Annotated in this window: 19 protein-coding genes; 4 read left to right on the top strand and 15 right to left on the bottom strand. The window is 71.2% G+C overall.

Features of this window, described 5'->3' with window-relative positions:
* Positions 1-157: 157 nt before the first annotated feature.
* Complete coding sequence (locus ACRYCC_RS01420; RefSeq protein WP_433807809.1) at positions 158-1,099, top strand: phosphotransferase family protein; 942 nt, start codon at positions 158-160, stop codon at positions 1,097-1,099.
* 17 nt (positions 1,100-1,116) lie between these two features.
* On the opposite strand, the gene ACRYCC_RS01415 is transcribed toward ACRYCC_RS01420, so the two are convergent.
* The 10 genes from ACRYCC_RS01415 to ACRYCC_RS01370 form a co-directional block, all read right to left on the bottom strand.
* Complete coding sequence (locus ACRYCC_RS01415) at positions 1,117-2,154, bottom strand: tRNA (adenosine(37)-N6)-threonylcarbamoyltransferase complex transferase subunit TsaD (protein ID WP_433807807.1); 1,038 nt, start codon at positions 2,152-2,154, stop codon at positions 1,117-1,119.
* A gap of 41 nt (positions 2,155-2,195) precedes the next feature.
* A complete protein-coding gene (gene rimI, locus ACRYCC_RS01410; RefSeq protein WP_433809889.1) occupies positions 2,196-2,633 on the bottom strand; it encodes a ribosomal protein S18-alanine N-acetyltransferase in 438 nt (145 codons plus the stop codon).
* 38 nt (positions 2,634-2,671) lie between these two features.
* A complete protein-coding gene (tsaB, locus tag ACRYCC_RS01405) occupies positions 2,672-3,352 on the bottom strand; it encodes a tRNA (adenosine(37)-N6)-threonylcarbamoyltransferase complex dimerization subunit type 1 TsaB (RefSeq protein WP_433807805.1) in 681 nt (226 codons plus the stop codon).
* A 76-nt stretch (positions 3,353-3,428) separates the two neighbouring features.
* Complete coding sequence (locus tag ACRYCC_RS01400) at positions 3,429-4,148, bottom strand: hypothetical protein (protein ID WP_433807803.1); 720 nt, start codon at positions 4,146-4,148, stop codon at positions 3,429-3,431.
* Positions 4,149-4,564: 416 nt separating this feature from the next.
* Complete coding sequence (locus tag ACRYCC_RS01395; protein WP_433807801.1) at positions 4,565-5,683, bottom strand: alpha/beta fold hydrolase; 1,119 nt, start codon at positions 5,681-5,683, stop codon at positions 4,565-4,567.
* Positions 5,673-6,818 carry an alanine racemase gene (alr, locus tag ACRYCC_RS01390; RefSeq protein WP_433809888.1) on the bottom strand — a complete coding sequence of 382 codons (1,146 nt, stop codon included), beginning with the start codon at positions 6,816-6,818 and terminating at the stop codon, positions 5,673-5,675. Before alr ends, ACRYCC_RS01395 begins: the two co-directional genes overlap by 11 nt.
* A 266-nt stretch (positions 6,819-7,084) precedes the next feature.
* Positions 7,085-8,566, bottom strand: a complete 1,482-nt coding sequence (locus tag ACRYCC_RS01385) for an NAD(P)H-hydrate dehydratase (RefSeq protein WP_433807799.1) — start codon at positions 8,564-8,566, stop codon at positions 7,085-7,087.
* 66 nt (positions 8,567-8,632) lie between these two features.
* The gene (locus tag ACRYCC_RS01380; RefSeq protein WP_433807797.1) at positions 8,633-8,986 is read right to left on the bottom strand and encodes a holo-ACP synthase; all 354 of its coding nucleotides are present in this window, start codon (positions 8,984-8,986) and stop codon (positions 8,633-8,635) included.
* 176 nt (positions 8,987-9,162) lie between these two features.
* Entirely contained in the window at positions 9,163-9,378 is a 216-nt protein-coding gene (locus tag ACRYCC_RS01375; RefSeq protein WP_433807795.1) for a DUF397 domain-containing protein, read from the bottom strand.
* Positions 9,379-9,571: 193 nt separating this feature from the next.
* Positions 9,572-10,444 carry a helix-turn-helix domain-containing protein gene (locus ACRYCC_RS01370; protein WP_433807793.1) on the bottom strand — a complete coding sequence of 291 codons (873 nt, stop codon included), beginning with the start codon at positions 10,442-10,444 and terminating at the stop codon, positions 9,572-9,574.
* Positions 10,445-10,775: 331 nt separating this feature from the next.
* Between ACRYCC_RS01370 and ACRYCC_RS01365 the strand changes: the two genes are divergently transcribed.
* Positions 10,776-11,537, top strand: coding sequence for a hypothetical protein (locus ACRYCC_RS01365; RefSeq protein WP_433807791.1), 762 nt, complete (start codon positions 10,776-10,778; stop codon positions 11,535-11,537).
* Between the two features lie 40 nt (positions 11,538-11,577).
* Here ACRYCC_RS01365 and glmS read toward each other — a convergent pair whose 3' ends face one another.
* A complete protein-coding gene (gene glmS, locus ACRYCC_RS01360; protein WP_433807789.1) occupies positions 11,578-13,434 on the bottom strand; it encodes a glutamine--fructose-6-phosphate transaminase (isomerizing) in 1,857 nt (618 codons plus the stop codon).
* 70 nt (positions 13,435-13,504) lie between these two features.
* Between glmS and coaA the strand changes: the two genes are divergently transcribed.
* Complete coding sequence (coaA, locus tag ACRYCC_RS01355) at positions 13,505-14,446, top strand: type I pantothenate kinase (RefSeq protein ID WP_433807787.1); 942 nt, start codon at positions 13,505-13,507, stop codon at positions 14,444-14,446.
* Between the two features lie 72 nt (positions 14,447-14,518).
* Here coaA and ACRYCC_RS01350 read toward each other — a convergent pair whose 3' ends face one another.
* The 4 genes from ACRYCC_RS01350 to ACRYCC_RS01335 all read right to left on the bottom strand — a co-directional run bounded on the left by ACRYCC_RS01350 (position 14,519) and on the right by ACRYCC_RS01335 (position 18,208).
* Positions 14,519-15,235 carry an ABC transporter permease gene (locus ACRYCC_RS01350; RefSeq protein WP_433807785.1) on the bottom strand — a complete coding sequence of 239 codons (717 nt, stop codon included), beginning with the start codon at positions 15,233-15,235 and terminating at the stop codon, positions 14,519-14,521.
* A 100-nt stretch (positions 15,236-15,335) separates the two neighbouring features.
* The gene (locus ACRYCC_RS01345) at positions 15,336-16,244 is read right to left on the bottom strand and encodes an ABC transporter ATP-binding protein (RefSeq protein ID WP_433807783.1); all 909 of its coding nucleotides are present in this window, start codon (positions 16,242-16,244) and stop codon (positions 15,336-15,338) included.
* Positions 16,245-16,290: 46 nt separating this feature from the next.
* Complete coding sequence (locus ACRYCC_RS01340; protein ID WP_433807781.1) at positions 16,291-17,223, bottom strand: ABC transporter permease; 933 nt, start codon at positions 17,221-17,223, stop codon at positions 16,291-16,293.
* A gap of 31 nt (positions 17,224-17,254) precedes the next feature.
* Positions 17,255-18,208: an ABC transporter ATP-binding protein gene (locus ACRYCC_RS01335; protein ID WP_433807779.1), complete on the bottom strand. Its 954-nt coding sequence runs from the start codon at positions 18,206-18,208 to the stop codon at positions 17,255-17,257.
* Positions 18,209-18,494: 286 nt separating this feature from the next.
* Between ACRYCC_RS01335 and ACRYCC_RS01330 the strand changes: the two genes are divergently transcribed.
* Positions 18,495-19,193 carry an HNH endonuclease family protein gene (locus ACRYCC_RS01330; RefSeq protein WP_433807777.1) on the top strand — a complete coding sequence of 233 codons (699 nt, stop codon included), beginning with the start codon at positions 18,495-18,497 and terminating at the stop codon, positions 19,191-19,193.
* Positions 19,194-19,241: the final 48 nt, after the last annotated feature.

Raw genomic sequence — 19,241 nt, 5'->3', positions numbered from 1 at the left:
TACATGACCATGTTCGGCACGCCCAAAGGACTTGCAACCTCTGTGCCGATTTGTACGGGAAAGTTGCCGGTGGTCGGTACAGGCACGCTAATGACGTGCAATCTGTTACGTTCCGTCTTCGCAAAATCACTCCCCATACCGTTCGGAATCCGTTTACATGGATCGCGTGACCCACACCCAGGTGCCCACTCTTGCCCACGGTGATCCCCCCACCGTCGCGACGTTACGCTGGGTGGAGCGCTGCCTCGGGCCGGGCAGTGAAGTCAAGATGGTGCGCCCGCTGGCCGGCGGCATCTCGCACGCCAACCACGCGATGCTGGTGGAGAGCCGCTCCGGCACCGTGCACCGGCTGGTGCTGCGCCGCTGGTGCCGCCGGGACTGGTCGGTGACCGATCCGGAGTTCTCCCCGGAGCGTGAGATCGCCGCTCTGGCGCTGCTGGCCGGCTGTGAGATCCCGACCCCCTCCCTCGTCGCCGCCGACCCGGCCGGCGCCTACTGCGACGTCCCCACCCTGCTGATCACCAGGCTGGTCGGGCACCCGCCCCGCCCGGCCCCCGACGACCTGCCGGAGTACCTCATCCAGCTGGCCGCCGCGCTGCTGTCGGTGCACTCGCTGCACGGTGCGTCGACGATGCCGCCGTACAGCCCGTACAACCTGCTCACCTCCCGCAAACCGCCCCGGCTGGCGCTCCGCCCCGAGCTGTGGGAGCGCGCGTTCGACGTGGTCAGCGGCCCGTCTCCCGAGGCGACGCTGCACTTCATCCACCGCGACTACCACCCGGACAACACGCTGTGGTCCTACGGCCGGCTCACCGGGATCGTCGACTGGTCCAACGCGTCGTACGGCCCGATCGCGATCGACATCGCGCACATGCGCTGGAACCTCGCGCTGCGCTACGGAGCGGCGACCGCGGACCGGTTCCTGACCGCCTTCGACCAGGTGCACGGCGGGTACGACCACCATCCCTACTGGGATCTGCGGTGCGTGCTGGATCTGCTGCCCGAGGAGCCCGGCTGGACCATCAGCGAGGCCCAGGTGCCGCTCTTCGAGAACTACCTCGCCGGTGTGCTGGCCCGGCTGGGCAGCAACGCGCGCTGAGCACCGCCCGGCGTGCCTCAGACGGTGATCGAGGTGACGGGCAGGTACGCGTCCGCGGGCAGGTCCAGCGCCGAGGGCTGCAGCCCGGCGATCATCAGCTCCGCGCCCAGCGTGGCCACCATCGCGCCGTTGTCATCGCACAGGCCGGGCTCCGGCAGCCGCAGCCGGATCCCGGCGACGTCGCACCGCTGCCGAGCCGGCTCGCGCAGCCGGGCGCCGGCCGCCGCGCCGCCGCCGATCAGCAGATCGCGGACCCCGTGCTCGCGGCACACGGCGATCGCCTTCCTGGTGAGCACGTCGACCACCGCGTCCTGGAACGCCGCGGCCACGTCGGCGGCCGGGACCGGGCCGCCCGCGCGTTCCCGGGCCTCGGCCCGGCGCACCACGGCGGTCCGCAGCCCGGCCAGGGAGAAGTCGTAGGCTTCGCCGTCGCCCGTGCCCGGGGGGAACACGATCGCGTCCGGGAGACCGTCACGCGCCACCCGGTCGATGCCCGCCCCCTCGGGGAAGCCCAGGCCGGGTGTCCCGGCCACTTTGGCGAACACCTCGCCGACCGCCTCGTCCATGGCCGCGTCGAGCGGCCGTACCTCCGTGGCGACGTCCGGGACCAACAGGAGCGACGAGTGCTCGTCCGACATCAGCAGCGCGGCGCACGGCTGGGGCAGCGCCCCGTGTTCGAGCCGGCCGGCGGCGACGTGCGCGGCGAGATGGTTCACGCCGTACAGCGGCCTGCCGAGCGCGAGCGCGTACGCCTTGGCGGCCGCCACCCCGACCATCAGCGACCCGGCCAGCCCGGGACCGGCGGTCACCGCGATGGCGTCCAGGTCGGGCAGTCCCACCCCGGCGCGCGAGAGCGCGCGGTTCACGGTCGGCGTCATGGCCTCCAGATGGGCCCGTGCGACGTCCTCGGGCCCGGCCTCGCCCGACCTGGCCCGCTCGGCCACGCCCGGGGCGACGGCGTGGGCGAGCAGCGTGTGCCCGCGCACGACACCGATCCCGGTCTCGTGACAGGAGGTCTCGATGCCGAGGACCAGCGCCCCGTCAGGCCCGCTCACGGCCGCGCCTCCGCGGCCCCTCGCTCGGTCACCGGCCCCCCTCAGATGCCCTTGGTCATGACGATCGCGTCCACCCCGGACGGCTGGTAGTAGCGCTTGCGGACGCCGATCCGCTCGAAGCCGAACCGCTCGTAGAGCTTCTGGGCACGTTCGTTGTCCGCCCGCACCTCGAGGTACACGGTGGTGCACCCGCGGGCGGCCGCCTCGGTGATCAACGCCGTCAGCAGCGCCGCGCCCACCCCGTGCCCCCAGCGGTCCGCGCGGACGCCGATCGTCTGCACGTCGCCGGCATCGCCCACGGCGCACAGCCCCGCGTAACCGACGATCTCCTCGTGCGGTTCGAGCTCGTACGCGACCACGTAGTGGCGGGTGGCGGGCTGCTCGGCCAGCTCGCCGCGGAGCATGTTCTCGCTCCAGGCGTCGTCGGGGAACAGCGCCCGCTCGATCCGCATGACCGCGGGCAGGTCCTGCTCGGTCATGACGCGCAGCCGGGACTCGCGCCGCTCGCCGTCGGGACTCACCGGGCCACCTTCTGGTCCGGGCCGGGCTCACGGGTGTCCGGACGGCCCAGGTACAGCGGTTCGGGTGACAGCAGCGGCAGCCCCCCGGGCCCGCCGTTCAACCGGGTCACGGTCAGGTCGGCGATCGCGGCGGCGGACGGATGGCCCGGCTGCGACGGCTCGCCCAGCACGTCGGGGTACAGGGTCGCGGCCTCGCCGAGCACGGGGAGCCCGGCGGCCGCCGCATCGGCCGGTGGACCCACCCGGGGTGCCCCCTCGGCGCCGGAGGCGCGCCGGTCCGCGGAGTCGTAACGCGCCCAGTACACCTGCTTGCCGCGGGCGTCCGTGGCCACCACGAACGGCTTGGTACGGCCGGAGGCCCAGGCGATCGCGTCGAGCGTGCACACTCCGTGCACGGGCACCCGCAGTGCGTTGCCGAGCGCGCCGGCCGTGGCCAGCCCCACCCGCAGCCCGGTCCAGGGCCCGGGGCCCACCCCCACGGAGATCACGCTGAGGTCGTGCTGTGCCACCCCCGCCTCGGCGAGCACGGTGGCGATCGAGGGGGCCAGCAGCTCGGCATGCCGGCACCGGTCGGGATTGTCCATGATCGCGCGCATGTGCGCCCCCTCGCCGGGAGCCCATTCGTAGAGCGCGACGGTGACCACGGCGGTGGCGGTGTCGAAAGCCAAGACCAGCACGGATGTCAAGCGTAGTCCAGTGCGCCCGGTCCGGTGGACGGACGCCCGGCGGACCGCCCGGGGAGGTCCGGCTCGCTCAGGGGGCCGCGGCGAGCGCGCGGATCAGGTTCTTGGCGGTCTCCGTCGCTCCGGCCGTCGCCTGGTCGGCCCCCATCGGGCCGCCCTTCTCGCTGCCGCCGTAGTGCACGGTGATGAGCACGTTGGCGACCCGGGTGCTGAACCCGGCGTCACCGAATCCCTGGGATCCCAGGTCCTTGGAGTCGTCGACGCTGTAGGCGACGTAGGCGGCGTCGCCCACGCCCTTCACCGCCTGGTGCGCGGTGATGCGCTGGGTGGTGGACAGCCCGCCCTTGCCTGCGTCGTCGCTGGCCTCCTCCGCATCGAAGGTCTGCTTGGCCACCGCGGTGGCGGATTGGCCACCCGACGCGGCGATGACGCGGAGCTCGACGGTGAGCTGATGTCCGGAGTTGGTGGAGAACAGGGTCCACGCGCACTGGCTGTGGGTGTCGGTGTTGGAGGCCGAGTTGAGCTGGTTGCGGTCGAAGTGCGGCACCAGCTTCTCCGCCTGCTGGTCCGTCACGAGGGAGCAGGCGTCGGGAACGGCGGCGCGCTCTCCGCGGGTGGAGCCCTGCTGGGCGCCGGGCTGCTGCGCGGACACCCGCCCCGAGGCTCCGGTGGAGGACCGGTCGCCGAGCATCAGCACGACCACCGCGGAGACCGCGCACACGGCGACGCCGGCCGTCACCCCCGCCAGAACGAGAAACAGCCGCCACTTGGACGGCGCCCCCTGATCCACTCGGTGGCTGCCACTGGCTGAGCGGTGGGCGCCGCTGGCAGTGCGGTACTCACCGCTCGGGGTCCGATAACCACCACTCGCGGTGCGGTACTCACCGCTGGGGGTTCGATAACCGCCGGTGGGCGTGCGGTGATTACCACTCACCGATGCCACCCCTTGTCGGTCTAGGTCCTGTTATGCCAGGAAGGTGAGGTTCATTGCGGAAAGGGTACGACACGCGATCGTAACTTGACAGGCCGAACAGAAGGTGGACCGCTTCAGGTCCATCCGGTCAAGGCAATCGAGCCAGGCCCTTATCCGCCTATCGGGCCTCGGCAGGTGTCAACCGTACCGCCGCCCCCACATCCGTGTTTGCGCAGGGCGATCAGATCGGGAGGCGATCGCCGGCCGGGCTCCCGGCCGTTCCGAGCCCTCCGTCACGCCGGACGCTCCGTGGCGGCCGAGCCGGCCCGCCCGATCAGCCGGCGGATCGCCGCCGTCACGATCCCGGGATACTCCAGCGGCAGCAGGTGCCCCGCCTCGGCGACCTCCACCAGCTCCGTGTCGCGGATGGCCTCGGCGATGGCCCGGCCGTGCGCGGCCGGGGTGAGCCGGTCCGCGCCGCCGGTCAGCACCACCGCGGGCACCCGCCCGAGCACCTCCAGGGCCTTGATCTTGTCGTGGCCCATGAGGGTCGGATAGAACTCGGCGATCACGTCGATCGTGGTCCCTCTGATCATCTGCTCCACGAAGTCGACCATCGTGGGGCTGACGTGCTTGTCGGCGAAGCCCATCCGGCGGATCATGATGAACGCCAGGTCGGCGCCGGCCTGACGGGTCCGGTCCACGAACTCCGCCCGGCGGCTGAGGCTCCGGATCACACCCGGCGCGAGCGGCAGCACCACCTTGGCCAGGATCAGCGGCAGCCCCAGCGTCATCTCGGACAGCTCGCCGGACGAGGTGTTGGCCATGACGACCCCGGTCACCCGCACCCCCTCCCCGCGGCTCCCCGGCACCACCTGCGGGTCCCCGAACAGCTCGGGATGCTGGTCGGCCAGGGCCATGATCGTCATTCCGCCCATGGAGTGCCCGACCAGCACGACGGGTTCGCCCTGCCGCACGGTCGCCTTGAGCACCGCGTGCAGGTCCGCGCCGGTCTGGTCGATGGTGGCGTGCGTGGGCTTGCTGTGCCCGGACCGGCCATGGCTGCGCTGATCCCAGAAGACCATCCGGAGCCCGGTGGCGTCCGTGCCGAGATCGCGGCGCTGGTAGTGCCAGGAGTCCTGGTTGAGGCAGTAGCCGTGGCTGAACACCACGGTCAGCGGCGCGTCGTCGGCGCCTTCGATCTCCACATGGAGCGGCAGCCCGTCGTCGGCGAGCACGGTCAGCGGCCGGCCGCGCAGCGAGCCGAACGGCTCGGCGGCGTCCGGGTCCGGGCGGAGCCGGACCCGGCCCACCGCGAACTTCCGGATGCCCACCGCGGCGCCGAGCCCCGCCGCGCCGAGCCCGGCCGCGGCGCCGACGATCCCGATCCGCCGCCTGCGCCTACTGTCCATGCCCAGTCCCCTCGCGCCCGGCGTACGACCGCGGAACCCGGCCTCCGATCCGGGTGACGATCTCGTAGGAGATCGTGCCCAGGGCCTCCGCCCACTCCTGCGCCGTGGGCTCCCCATGATCGCCCGGACCGAACAAGATCACTTCATCTCCGGCCTCGATCTGGTCGTCTCCGACGTCGACCATGAACTGGTCCATGCACACCCGGCCGGCGATGCGCCGCCGGCGGCCGGCCACGAGAACCTCCAGCAGGTTGGAGCCGTGCCGGGGCACTCCGTCGCCGTAACCGGCCGGGACCAGCGCGAGCGTCGTCTCCGCCGAGGTGATGTAGGCGTGCCCGTAGGACACCCCGCTGCCCTCGGGGACCCGCTTGGCCAGCGCCAGCCGGGCGGTCAGGGTCATCGCGGGCCGCAGGCCGTACGTGCCCAGCGCCGGCACGGGCGTGAGCCCGTAGATCGCGATCCCCGGCCGGACGAGGTCGTAGCGCGCCTCCGGCAGGGTCAGGATCGCCGCCGAGTTGGACAGGTGCCGCACCTCGGGCCGCACCCCTGCCTTCTCGGCGAGCTCCACCGCCTCGGCGAAGACCGACAGCTGACGCTGGATGGAGGGATGACCGGGCTCATCGGCGACGGCGAAGTGCGACGACAGCCCGACGATCTTCAGGTGTCCCTCGGACTGCGCGGCCAGCGCCGCGTCGACGAGATCCGGCCAGTCGTCCGGGCCCGCGCCCCCGCGCGACATTCCGGTGTCGGCCTTGAGGTGCACCCGGGCCGCACGCCCGGCGGTGAGTGCCGCCGCCGCGAACTCCGCGATCATCCGGACGGAGCCCGCGGTGAGGTCGATGTCCGCCGCGATCGCCCGGTCGTACGGCTCCCCCGGAGCCGTCACCCCGACGAGCACCGGCACCTCGGCGCCGATCCCCGCCGCGCGCAGCCGCAGCGCCTCGGACAGCTTGGCCACGCCCAGCGAGGTGGCTCCCCCGGCCAGTGCGGCCCGTCCCGCCCGCACCATGCCGTGGCCGTAACCCTCCGCCTTGACCATGGCCATGACGGGGGTGCCTCCGGCCCGTTCCTTCAGCAGCGCGACGTTGTCGCTGATCGCCTGAAGATCGACCCGGGCCACGACCGGATGCGCCATGGCGTCCACGTCCGCCGACTCCTCTGCCCACATCACGGCATTACCACTTTCCCCGAAATTCCTGTCCTCATAGGACGATCCGGCGGCCGTCCCGGTTCGGCCCGTCACCGACCACCTGTCTGCCCGGCGATCCCCGCGGATCACCTCCCGCCGCATCGCCGCAGGCCGTGGGCGGTTCGCCGCCCTACCGTGTATACCGCCTCACCGTGGGTGACCTCACCACGAGTCACCACACCGCTCTGTCACGGCCGGGTCACCGGCCCGGGTCATCTCACCGCGTCGAACGCCTGCGGAAGCGCCGCGACGACGTCGTGGGCGCCGATCGGTGCGCCCTCCGGTGCGGCGAGCCGCGCCGCCAGGCCGTGCAGGAAGGCCCCGGCGGTGGCCGCGTCGAGCGCCGGCAGACCGCCTGCCAGCAGCGCGCCGATCAGTCCGGAGAGTACGTCACCGGTCCCCGCCGTGGCCAGCCGCGGGGTTCCGGTCGGATTGGCCCGCACCGGCCGGTCCGGCTCGGCAATCAGCGTGGTCGACCCCTTCAGCAGCACGGTGGCCGACAGCTCGGCCGCCGCCCGGCGTACGTGCTCCAGCCGCCGGGCCTCGACGTCCTCCCGCTGCGCGCCGAGCAGCCGGGCCAGCTCACCGGCGTGCGGGGTGAGCACGGTCGGCGCGGCACGCCGCTGGAGCTCGCGCCGGCGCGCCCCGCGTTCCGCCAGCACGGTGAGCCCGTCGGCGTCGATCAGCACCGGAAGATCGGTGTTCAGCACGGCCGCGACCAACGCCTCGGCGTGCTCGTCGGTGCCCAGTCCGGGCCCCGCGATCCACGCCTGGACCCGGCCCATGTCCATCGCCGACCGCGCGTCCCCGGGCTCGATCACGGTGGTGACGGCCTCCGGCCACCACTGCCGGACCAGGTCCACGACGTTCTGCACGGAGGCGAAGCGCACCATGCCGGCGCCCGCGCGGACGGCCCCGCCGGTGCTCAGCACCGCCGCGCCCGGATAGCGCTCGCTGCCGGCGAGGACTCCCACCACCCCGCGGCGGTACTTGTCGGACTCCGCGGTCGCCACGGGAGGACGGACGTCCTCGAACTGGAACGCGACCACGTCCGGATCAGGCAGCTCCGGGCCGAGCCCGATGTCGACCAGCTCGACGACACCGCTGTAGGCGGCGCCGGGATCGATCAGCAGGCCGGGCTTGTAGGTACCGAACGTGACCGTGACGTCCGCCCGGACCGCCGCGCCCGCGACCTCACCGGTGCTCGCGTCGACCCCGCTCGGCACGTCGCACGCCACCACGAGGGCGCCGGAGCCGGCGGCGCGCGCCGCCAGCCGCGCGTAGGGCTCGCGCAGCCCGCCCTGGCCGCCGATGCCGGTCAGCCCGTCGATCACCAGGTCCGCGGTCTCGATCGCCGCGTCCTTCGCCGCGTCGTCCGCGGCCTCCGCGAGGACCCGGCCACCGGCCTTCCGCAGGGCGGCCAGGCCCTCCTGGTGCACCCGGGAGCCCGCCAGGATCGCCTCGACCCCGGCCCCCCGCCGGGCCAGCGCGGCTCCGGCGTAGAGGGCGTCGCCGCCGTTGTCGCCGCTGCCGACCAGCAGCACCACGGCCGACCCGTACAGGGCGGGCAGGAGGCCGGCGCAGACGGAGGCCAGCCCCGTGGCGGCCCGCCGCATCAGGGCGCCTTCGGGCAGCCGGGCCATCAGCGCCCGTTCGGCGGTCCTGACCCTGTCCACCTCATGCGCGTGTCTCATGGCCCGCTCCGATGATCAATTCGGTGATCGATTCGTTCAAGGGTGCCACGGGCTGCCGCGGCCACCTCAGCGTTGCTCGGCGATGACCACGGCGGTGGCGATTCCGCCATCGTGGCTGAGCGAGAGGTGCCAGTGATTGACGCCGCGCGCCTCGGCGGCCGTGGCGATCGTGCCGGAGACGTGCAGGCTGGGGCGGCCGTCGTCGGCCCGGCGGATCTCGGCGTCGGTCCACAGCAGGCCGCGCGGTGCGCCGAGCGCCTTGGCCAGCGCCTCCTTCGCGGCGAACCTGGCCGCGAGCGACCGCGGCGGGAGATCGCGCTCGGTCTCGGTGAACAGCCGGGCCCGCAGCCCCGGAGTCCGTTGCATGGACCGCGCGAACCGGGCGATGTCCACCACGTCAATGCCCACACCCACGATCACACCCCGATCGTACGAGTTCCCGGCACCGGAGCGGAGCGAGCACAGCGGTGAGCGGCCCGCACACACAAAATGTTGCCTGCGGCACGAACACCGCAGGCAACATTTTATGCGAACCGGATGAATTCCGAATATGTTGACTAGATGGCTCGAAGGCAAACCATCCAGGTTAACCGAGCCTAGGCCAAGTCCAGCCGTCCTGCCTTGACCTCACCGACGAAGGCCCGCCATGCGCCTGGCCCAAAGGAAAGAACCGGACTCGCGACCACGTCCTTGCTATCCCGTACGCCAATGCGTTCGACGGACAGCCGAGCGGTCTCGACACATCCGTAGTTGGCGCCGGAGCGTACGCTCTTCCTCCACTGGGCACCGGAGCTGGCGTCACTAGATGGCATGGTTCATCTCCTTGTGGGCTCGCCCATGCGAGAAAGGGCATGGGCGAGGTCGCTGAATCCAATGGGCGACCGCCCCCGCTGCCGCAATCCCGGCCCGGACGATCAAGGCATCTTAAACCGAGGCGGAGCCGGGTAGTTCCAGTTGTGCCACAAAAGAAGCTGAGATCTCAGTCATCCATTGTTAAGTGGATCGTCAACGCCAGACGCTCTTGGCGATGCGGGTGATGCACTCTATCGACCCGGCCCGGTCGAGCGCCGCCTCGTGCAGCCAGTCGAAGGCGAGCCGATAGCGGTAGGTGTCCGACTCCTCTTCGAAGTAAAAGTTACTGAATAGTTGCTCTACATAGATCACATCGTGAAAAGTGATGTCGTAAACGGGCTCGAAACGCAGCAGGGTGAAAGACCCCGCGTCGACCGGATGGGGTCCCTTCAGCGGCAGGATGTGCAGCGCGACGTTGGGCAGCTCCGCCAGCTCCACGAGTTTCATCAGCTGAGCGTGCATGGTGCGCTGGTCGCCGCGCTCCCGCCGGAGCACGGACTCGTCGAGCACCACGGTGAACTGGAGTGGCTTCTCCCGGGTCAGGACCTCCTGCCGGCGCAGCCGGGCCCCCACCCGGGTCGCGAGCTGGCCCGGCGGGATCCGGTCCAGTGACTGCATCGCGAGCATGGTCTGCCGGGCGTACTCCTCGGTCTGGAACAGCCCCGGGATGGCGAGCGTCTCCCACTGCCAGGCGGCCTCGGCCTCGGCCTCCATGCTGACGAACGTCGCGAACTTCTCCGGAAGGGCGTCGGAGTAGGCCTCCCACCAGCCCTTCCGCTCCGCCTCCCGGGCGAGCGCCAGGAGCTCTCCCGCGTAGGTGCCGTCCACCTCGTACAGCTCGAGCAGCCGGCGGACATCGACGATCTTGACGCCCGTCTTCGCCGTCTCGATCCGGCTTATCTTCGCGGCGGACCAGCCCAGGCTCCGGGCGACCTCGTCGCCGGTGTAGTCGGCCCGCTCCCGCAACCGCCGTAGCTCGGCGGCGAGACGGCGGCGACGAACGGTCGGACTCACAGGTGGCGGCACCGCTGCCCTCCTCCGGACCCAAGGAGTGGATATTCCCTTCAGCAGTGTGCCTCACGCGTGCCGACGACGGTACGGATATGTGCATTGAAAGATGTAGATAAATGTCCACGGCATCTAACGGTGCAACTTGCAGTGAAAGACGCGAAAGTTCACAATCAGGGAGACTGCTCAGCCTCACCAGGACCTGCGGCAGCACGTGCCCGGACGGCAAGGACGCCGGCGGGCCGACCGGTCACGACGCGGTGACCCCCACCTCCCCTCCCCGCGACCAGGCGGGGCCGCCTCACGGCAAGGGACCACCGGCCCACCGGCCGGAGAACAGGAGGGTACCGTGCAGAGCCTTCCCATCCACCGGAGCATCCTCGCGGTCGACATCGAGAAGTCGACCGGCCCGCTGCGCACCAACCCCGTCAAGGAAGAGCTACGACGCCAGGTCTACCGGCTGCTGGAGACGGCCATGGCGAGCGCCGGCATCGAGCGCCGGCATCTGGATCCCTTCGAGGACCGCGGCGACGGCGTGCTCGCACTGATCCATCCGGTCGACGAGATCCCCAAGACCCTGCTGCTCAATCCGTTCGTCCCCGAGCTCACCCGGCTGCTGCTGGACTACAACGCCGATCTGCCGCCGGGCGAGGCCGCCCGGCTGGGGCTGCGGTTGCGCGTCGTCGTCCACGCGGGAGAGGTCCACTACGACGGGCGCGGCCACTTCGGTGAGGAGCTCGACGTGGCGTGCCGGCTCCTGGACGCGCCGCGGGTGAAGAAGTCCCTGCGGGAGACCACCGCACCGCTGGTGCTGGTCGTCTCGGAGGACATCTACTGGGCGATCGTGCGGCACGACTACGACGGCATCCGGGGCGAGACCTTCCTGCCGCTGGTGCGCCTGCAGGTCTCCGGGCGCCGCAGGCTCGGCTACGTGCAGACCCCGCACGTGGCTCCCCACGAGGCTCCGTACGAACTCGTCCCCGAGGTCCCGTACGAGCTCCCGAGGCAGCCGCCGTACGAGCTCGCGCGGGAGGTCCCGCGGATCGCGGCGATCGGCACGCCGGCGCCGGCGTTCGCACGGCGGCTGGGCACCGGCCCGTCGGCCGCCTGAACGACCCGGTCCGCGGGGAGCCGGCGAGGCCGCCCCGGCCTCACTCCACGGTCACGGACTTGGCGAGGTTGCGCGGCTGGTCCACGTCATGCCCCTTGGCGGCGGCCAGCTCGCAGGCGAACACCTGGAGCGGCACGGTGGCGACCAGGGGCTGCAGCAGGGTCGGCACGGCGGGCACCCGCAACAGCGTGTCGGCGTACGGCACGACCGACTCGTCGCCGTCCTCGGCGATCACGATGGTGCGGGCGCCGCGGGCCCGGATCTCCTGGATGTTGGAGACGATCTTGTCGTGCAGTACGTCGCGGGCGCGCGGCGGCACCACCACGACGACCGGCAGTCCCTCGTCGATGAGCGCGATCGGGCCGTGCTTGAGCTCACCGGCGGCGAACCCCTCGGCGTGCATGTAGGCGAGTTCCTTGAGCTTGAGCGCCCCCTCCAGGGCGACCGGGAAGCCCACATGGCGGCCGAGGAAGAGCACGCACCGCTCGCCGGCCAGCGAGCGCGCCAGCGCGCGCACCGGCTCCATGGTCTCCAGGACCTTCTCCACCTTCTCCGGCATGCCGTTGAGCAACTGGATGACGGCGAAGACCTCGTCGCCCCACTTGGTGCCGCGGACCTGCGCGAGGTACAGCGCGACGAGGTAGACCGCCACCAGCTGGGTGAGGAACGCCTTGGTGGAGGCCACCGCGATCTCCGGGCCGGCGTGGGTGTAGAGCACCCCGTCGCACTCCCGCGGGATCGTCGAGCCGTTGACGTTGCAGATGCCCAGCACCCGGGCGCGCTGTTCGCGGGCGTGCCGTACGGCCATCAGGGTGTCCATCGTCTCGCCGGACTGCGAGATGGCGATGACCAGCGTGGTGCGGGTGAGCACCGGGTCCCGGTAGCGGAACTCGCTGGCCAGCTCCACCTCGCAGGGCAGCTGGGCCCAGTGCTCGATGGCGTACTTGGCGATCAGCCCCGCGTGGTAGGCCGTCCCGCAGGCCACGATGATGATCTTGTCTACGTCGCGCAGCTCCTCCCCGGAGATGCGCATCTCGTCCAGGATGAGCCGGCCGTCCGTGCCGACCCGGCCCAGCAGGGTGTCGGCCACCGCCTGCGGCTGCTCCGCGATCTCCTTGAGCATGAAGTAGTCGTAGCCGCCCTTCTCGGCGGCGGACACGTCCCAGTCGACGTGGTACTCCTTCACCTCGGCCGGCCGGCCGTCGAAACCGGTGATCGTCACCCCGTCCCGGCGCAGCTCGACCACCTGGTCCTGCCCCAGCTCGATCGCGTCCCGGGTGTGCTCGATGAAGGCCGACACGTCGCTGGCGAGGAAGTTCTCCCCCTCGCCCCGCCCCACGACCAGCGGGGAGTTGCGGCGCGCGCCGACCACCACCTCCGGGTCCGCCGCGTGCACGGCGACCAGGGTGAACGCGCCCTCCAGCCGGCGGCAGACCCGCCGCATCGCCTCGCCGAGCCCGCCGGCCGGCTCGTCCCCGGCCGCCAGCTCGTCCTCGATGAGATGCGCGACGACCTCGGTGTCGGTGTCGGAGGTCAGCTCGTGGCCGCGCCGCTCGAGCCCCTTCCGCAGGGCGGCGAAGTTCTCGATGATCCCGTTGTGCACGACCGCGACCGCGCCGGTGCAGTCCGTGTGCGGGTGGGCGTTGCGGTCGTTGGGCGCCCCGTGCGTGGCCCACCGGGTGTGCCCGAGGCCCAGCGTCCCCTCGGGAGGCGACTGCTCGGCCAGCGCGTTGCGCAGGTTGACGAGCTTGCCCGCCCGTCTGACCGTCCTGAGCTTGTCATCGGCCAGCACGGCCACCCCGGCGGAGTCGTACCCCCGGTACTCCAACCGCGCGAGGCCCTCGGTCACGACCTTGAGGGCCGACTGCGACCCGATGTAACCCACGATTCCGCACATGGGCGACAGGTTAGCCGTCAGAACTCCACCCAATGCCAAAGGCACTGATCAACCATTTAAGGTCGTGACCATGACCACTGGCTGGGAAGGCGCGCCGAGCCCCTACGTGGAGCTCGACCGCGAGGCCTGGCGGGCGCTGCGCGCGAACACCCCGCTGCCGCTCGGCGCGGAGGAGCTCGACGCGCTGCGCGGCCTGCACGAGCCGATCGATCTCGGCGAGGTCGAGGAGGTCTACCTGCCGCTGTCCCGGCTGCTCAACCTCTTCGCCACCTCCGACGACCGGCTGCGCGGCACCGTGAGCTCCTTCCTGGGCGGGCCGGTGCGGCCCACGCCGTTCGTCATCGGCGTGGCGGGCAGCGTCGCGGTCGGCAAGTCGACGATCTCCCGGTTGCTGCGCGCGCTGCTGGCCCGGTGGCCGGAGCATCCGACCGTCCAGTTGGTGACCACCGACAGCTTCCTGTACCCCAACCGGGTGCTCACCGAGCGCGGGCTGATGGACCGCAAGGGCTTCCCGGAGTCCTACGACCGCCGCGCGCTCGTGCGGTTCGTGGCCGCGGTCAAGGCCTGCGCCGAGGAGCTGTCGGTGCCCGTCTACTCGCATCTGTCGTACGACATCGTGCCGGAGGCCCGTCAGGTCGTGGACCGCCCCGACATCCTGATCGTCGAAGGGCTCAACGTGCTCCAGGTCCCACCGCCGGGATCGCTGGCGGTCTCCGACTTCTTCGACTTCTCGATCTACGTCGACGCCCAGGTGGAGCACATCCGGCAGTGGTTCGTGGACCGGTTGCTCGCGCTGCGCGAGACCGCGTTCACCGACCCGCAGTCGTACTTCCACGAGTTCGCCACGCGGTTCGACCGGGAGCAGACCGCCGCGTTCGCCCGCGACATCTGGCGGGACATCAACGAGGTCAACCTGGTCGACAACATCCTGCCGACCCGCGCCCGGGCGACGCTGGTCCTCCGCAAGGGCGAGGAGCACGACGTCCAGCGCGTCCGCCTCCGCCGCATCTGACCCGGGCCCGGCGCCGGGACCCGGCCCCGACCCCGGCCCAGGTCGAGACCCGGGCCGGGCCGGAGCCGGGCGTCAGTCGGCGCCGGTGACGGCCAGGGAACGCAGCCGCGCGACGGCCGCCAGGGTGCCGCCGCCGGCGACGATCGAGAGCAGCACCACCGCGACCCCCAGCGACACGTCCGACCTCACCGCCACGGCGGAGGTCAGCGCGTCGGTGACCGACAGCGCCCACTGCTGGACCGACAGCGACTTGGCCCCCGGCGCGAAGTTGCCGATCAGGACCTCCCACACCAGGACGTACAGCAGGCCGATCACGACGGCGAACCGGCTGGCGACCGCAAGCGCCACGAACACCGCGCAGTAGGCCACCCCGCCGACCAGCGTGCCGATGGCGAACGCCAGCGCGAGCTGCGCGGTGAAGCCGGTCAGGATCGCCCCGGCCACCAGCGTGGGCAGCACGCCGAAGAGCACCATGAGCAGGATCGCGACGGCCAGCTTGGTCAGCACGATGACCTGCCGGGGCACCGGCTTGGTCAGCACGTACATGATCTGGCCGTCGTCGATCTCGGGGCCGATCACCCCGGTGCCCGCGATCAGCCCGAGCAGGGGCAGCAGCGTGCCGAGGGCGAACTTCTCCAGGACGCCCGTCGAGATCTCCAGGTCGTTGTTGCCGGTGAACCGCAGGATCACCGCGAGCAGCAACAGGATGGCCGGCAGCGCGAACAACAGCAGCGCGCGCCTTCGCCCGAGCATGGCCCGGAGGGTGATGTACGCGATCGTGGTGTTCATTGCACTCGCTCCCGCTCGCCCAGGCTCGCTCCAGGCTCGCCGGTTGCCGTACCCGGGCGCCCCGCCGTCCGCCCGGAAGTGTTCGTGGACGCAGCCGTGTTCATGTGCCCACCAGGTAGGAGAAGACGCTCTCCAGCGACTCGTCGGACGGGGAGACCTCCCACAGCCGTACGCCCGCGTCCCGCGCCACCTGCGGCAGCAGCCAGGTGAAGCGCCGGAAGTCCACCGCCTCGACCTGGAGGCCGCCGTCGGTGAGCTGCACGCTCCGCGCGGACCCGTCGGCGATGATCGCGGCGGCCAGCCTCCGGTCGTCTCCGGACCGCACGACGAACACGTGCGGGCGGTCGGTCATCAGCCGCCGGATCTCCCGGAAGTCGCCGGAGGCCGCGTGCCGGCCGGCCACGACGACCTCGATGTGCCCGGCCAGCCGCTCCACCTCTTCGAGGATGTGCGAGCTGAACAGGATGGTCCTGCCCTCCGCCGCCATGCCCCGGATCAGGTCCATCAGCTGCAACCGCTGCCGGGGGTCCATTCCGTTGAACGGCTCGTCGAGCAGCAGCACCGGCGGGTCGTGCACCAGCGCCGAGGCCATCTTGATCCGCTGCTTCATGCCCTTGGAGTACGTGCCGATCGCCCGGTCCTTGGCGTAGTCCATCTCGACCAGGCCGATCGCACGCTGCGCCGCGGCACCCGGCTGGGGCAGCTTGTGCAGCTTGGCCATGGCCAGGACGAACTGGCCGCCGGTCAGGAAGTCGTACGCCGCCTCGCGCTCGGGCACCAGGCCCATCCGCCGGTAGACCTCGGGGTTCTTCCAGATCCGGGTGCCCTCCAGGGTGACCGAACCCGAGGAGGCGGGCAGGAAGCCGCCCATCATGTGGATGAGCGTCGACTTTCCGGCACCGTTGGGGCCGAGCAGGCCGGTCACCCCGGGGCCGATCGTCATGGAGATGCCGTTGACCGCCACCACGTTGCCGTACCAGCGTGACACCTGCTGAAGTTCGAGCTTCACGACTCCACCCGCTGTTCGTACCGCCGCGGCTCGAGGCCCGCGCGTCTCATGAGGTGCCCGCCTTCTGGAAGCGAGCGGACAGGATCGTGATCGAGCCCGCGATGAGGGCGACGCAGATCAGCGCCGCCACCGGGCCGCCGAGCCACGACGAGGGCACGAACGGGGCCGCCCGCTCCGCGCCGAGCAGTTTCACCTGCACGATGTCGACGAGGTTGAACGGGGTGAACAACCCCATCCACCCCGCGAGGCCGTAGTTGCCGGTGGCCTCCGCGATGCCCTGGACGATGAGGACCGTCGCGCTGGTCACCATGTACACCGCCATCACGGCGGCCACCCCGAACCCGCGCCGCGGTGTGAAGGCCGCCACGACCAGGCCGATGCCCGCCAGCACCAGCGCGAACACCACGCACCCGGTGAGGCCGCCGAGGAAGTGCAGCGTGTGCTCACCGATGCTGGGCCCCTGCTGCCCGCCACCGTCCACCGGGCCGCCCGGCGCCGCGGGGTCCGGCTTCTGGTCCCGGGTCACCAGCGCGCCGACGTACAGCAGCGTCACCGGTGCGGCCATGAGCAGGAACAGCGCGGTCGTGAGCGCCGTGTACTTCGCCACCACGAAGTCCAGCCGTCCCACCGGCCGGGAGAAGTACAGCGGTACGACGTGGGAGCGCAGCTCGCGGGCCGCCAGCACCGGCGCCTGGCTGGCCAGGAAGATGGCGATGAGGACCTGGAGGAACACCGCGTACTTGGAGTAGCTGATGAGCAGATCGGGCCGCTTGGTGAGTGCCACCACCGCGATGCTGCCCGCCGCCGGGACCAGCATGAACGCGCACAGCAGGAACGGCATCACCTTCGCCTTGGCGGGCCGGCCCAGTCCGTAGGCCGCGCGCAGATTGTGGACGAACAGCGACCTCAGGACGTACGCCCTGCCCAGCCGGGGCCCGTCGTAATGCCGGTAACCGATGTCATGAATCGCCGTGCTCATGCTTCTTGCCTCGCTTCGCGGCCGCTCGCGCTCATGTCGCCGCCCCGCTCGGCGTGGCCCCGGTGGGGACCGGGGGTGGGGCGGGGGTGGTGAAGACCTCTTCGATGTGGTGGCGGCGCTGCTCCAGCCGGATGAGGCGGAGCCCGAGGTCGGCGACGCCGTCACGGATCAGGTCGTAGGTCTTCTCACCGTCGATGTCGATGAGCAGGAACCGGCCGTCCGGGCGGACCGCCAGCCCGCCTTCGGCCAGCCGCCGTCCCAGGGCGTCCAGGCCCTCCTCGACCTCCACCAGCAGCACTCCGCTGACCTCGGTGAACGCGGCCACCGCCTGTGAGCGGAGCAGCCGCCCGCCGTCGATGATCACCACGTGGTCGCAGATGCGTTCGAGCTCGCCCAGCAGGTGGGAGGTGACCAGGACGCTGATCCCGAAGTCGGCGCCGATCCGGCGGATCAGCGCGAGCATCTCGTCCCGGCCGGCCGGGTCGAGGCCGTTCGTCGGCTCGTCCAGGAAGATCAGTTGGGGGTCGTGCACCAGCGCCTGGGCGAGCTTGACGCGCTGCCGCATCCCGGTCGAGTAACCCCCGATCGGCCGGTAGCGCTCCTCGTACAGCCCGACGTGCCGCAGCGTGTCGGCGGCGCGTTCACGGGCGGCGGTGGCCGGCAGGCCCGAGATCCGCGCCATGTGCACGACGAACTCGGTGGCCGACACGTCCGGCGGCAGGCATTCGTACTCGGGCATGTAGCCGACCCGCTCCCGGATCAGCGCGCCCTGGTGGGCGATGTCCAGGCCGAGCACGGCCGCCTGACCGCTGGTCGGCGGAAGCAGGCCGAGCAGGATCTTGATGAGCGTCGACTTGCCGGCGCCGTTGGCTCCGACCAGGCCGACGACCCCTGGTTCCACACCGACGTTGAGGTCATCGAGTGCGGCGACACCTCGCGGACCGCCGTACCGCATGGTGAGGCCCTGGGTGGTGATGATGGGCATGCCCCGAACCTAGTGGAACCATCCCATCGCAGTCGTCACCCTGACGGGGGACAACCAACTCCACGCCACCCCTTCTTTCGGACGATGCCCCCGCCGACTAACGGGCAAAGGGTTTCAAACTGCCTCATAGCGGCTCGTCCGCACACAATTGCGCCCGGTGGCGATCGTAACGACCGCAACAGCTCGTACTCTGTTCGGCGTTTACCAACCGCATAGCGGGCATTTACCAACAAAAAACATGGACTCCCCGACATTGCGCGCGGGACAAGGCAGAACGGTGGCGTGCATGAGGCAGCGCAGAGTGGCCGGTGCGGCGGTGACGGCGGCTGCCGTGCTGGTACTGGGCTCGGGGGTGGCGGGCTGCGAGCCCACCACCGTGGGCGCCGGCGAGACACCCGGCCCGACCGGGAAGAAGCCGGCATCGCAGCATCAGGCCGGGAAGGCCGAGGTGAGCAAGGCCCGCCGGGAGCTCAGCGGGCTGCGGATCGCGCCGGAGGGCAGCCAGAGCGGGTACGCGCGCACGAAGTTCGGCCAGGCCTGGAAGGACGTCGACCACAACGGCTGCGACACCCGCAACGACATCCTCAGCCGGGACCTGAAGAGCATCAAGAAGCGCGGCCGGTGCGTGGTGATCGGCGGCGAGCTACAGGACCCGTACACCGGCAAGGCCATCCACTTCGTCAAGGCCGACGCCTCCGAGGTGCAGATCGACCACGTCTATCCGCTGGCCCTCGCCTGGCGGGACGGCGCGAAGAGCTGGCCCGAGACCGAGCGCGAGCAGTTCGCCAACGATCCCGGCAACCTGCTCGCCGTGTGGGGCAGGCCCAACCAGCAGAAGAGCGACAAGGGCCCGGCGGAATGGAAGCCGCAGAAGAGCTTCCAGTGCACCTACGCGGTCAAGTTCATCGGAGTCGCCGACAAGTACAAGCTCTCGGTGACCAGCGCCGACCACGACGCCCTGCAGGACTTCCTGGCCCTCTGCTGACGGCCGGTCCCCGGCGGCCGCCGGACCACGTCGGGCACGACGCCGCCG

It is taken from the genome of Actinomadura scrupuli, assembly GCF_050971785.1.
GTDB classification, from domain to species: Bacteria; Actinomycetota; Actinomycetes; order Streptosporangiales; family Streptosporangiaceae; genus Actinomadura_E; species Actinomadura_E scrupuli.
Note: the sequence above shows the minus strand (reverse complement) of the source record. Positions and strands in the feature narration are given on the sequence as shown.

Coding starts and splice junctions, on each gene's coding strand:
- ACRYCC_RS01420 (WP_433807809.1), top strand. CDS start 158: ATGGATCGCGTGACCCACACCCAGGTGCCCACTCTTGCCCACGGTGAT.
- rimI (WP_433809889.1), bottom strand. CDS start 2,633: ATGACCGAGCAGGACCTGCCCGCGGTCATGCGGATCGAGCGGGCGCTG.
- ACRYCC_RS01395 (WP_433807801.1), bottom strand. CDS start 5,683: ATGGACAGTAGGCGCAGGCGGCGGATCGGGATCGTCGGCGCCGCGGCC.
- alr (WP_433809888.1), bottom strand. CDS start 6,818: ATGGCGCATCCGGTCGTGGCCCGGGTCGATCTTCAGGCGATCAGCGAC.
- ACRYCC_RS01385 (WP_433807799.1), bottom strand. CDS start 8,566: ATGAGACACGCGCATGAGGTGGACAGGGTCAGGACCGCCGAACGGGCG.
- ACRYCC_RS01375 (WP_433807795.1), bottom strand. CDS start 9,378: ATGCCATCTAGTGACGCCAGCTCCGGTGCCCAGTGGAGGAAGAGCGTA.
- glmS (WP_433807789.1), bottom strand. CDS start 13,434: ATGTGCGGAATCGTGGGTTACATCGGGTCGCAGTCGGCCCTCAAGGTC.
- coaA (WP_433807787.1), top strand. CDS start 13,505: ATGACCACTGGCTGGGAAGGCGCGCCGAGCCCCTACGTGGAGCTCGAC.
- ACRYCC_RS01350 (WP_433807785.1), bottom strand. CDS start 15,235: ATGAACACCACGATCGCGTACATCACCCTCCGGGCCATGCTCGGGCGA.
- ACRYCC_RS01340 (WP_433807781.1), bottom strand. CDS start 17,223: ATGAGCACGGCGATTCATGACATCGGTTACCGGCATTACGACGGGCCC.
- ACRYCC_RS01335 (WP_433807779.1), bottom strand. CDS start 18,208: ATGCCCATCATCACCACCCAGGGCCTCACCATGCGGTACGGCGGTCCG.
- ACRYCC_RS01330 (WP_433807777.1), top strand. CDS start 18,495: ATGAGGCAGCGCAGAGTGGCCGGTGCGGCGGTGACGGCGGCTGCCGTG.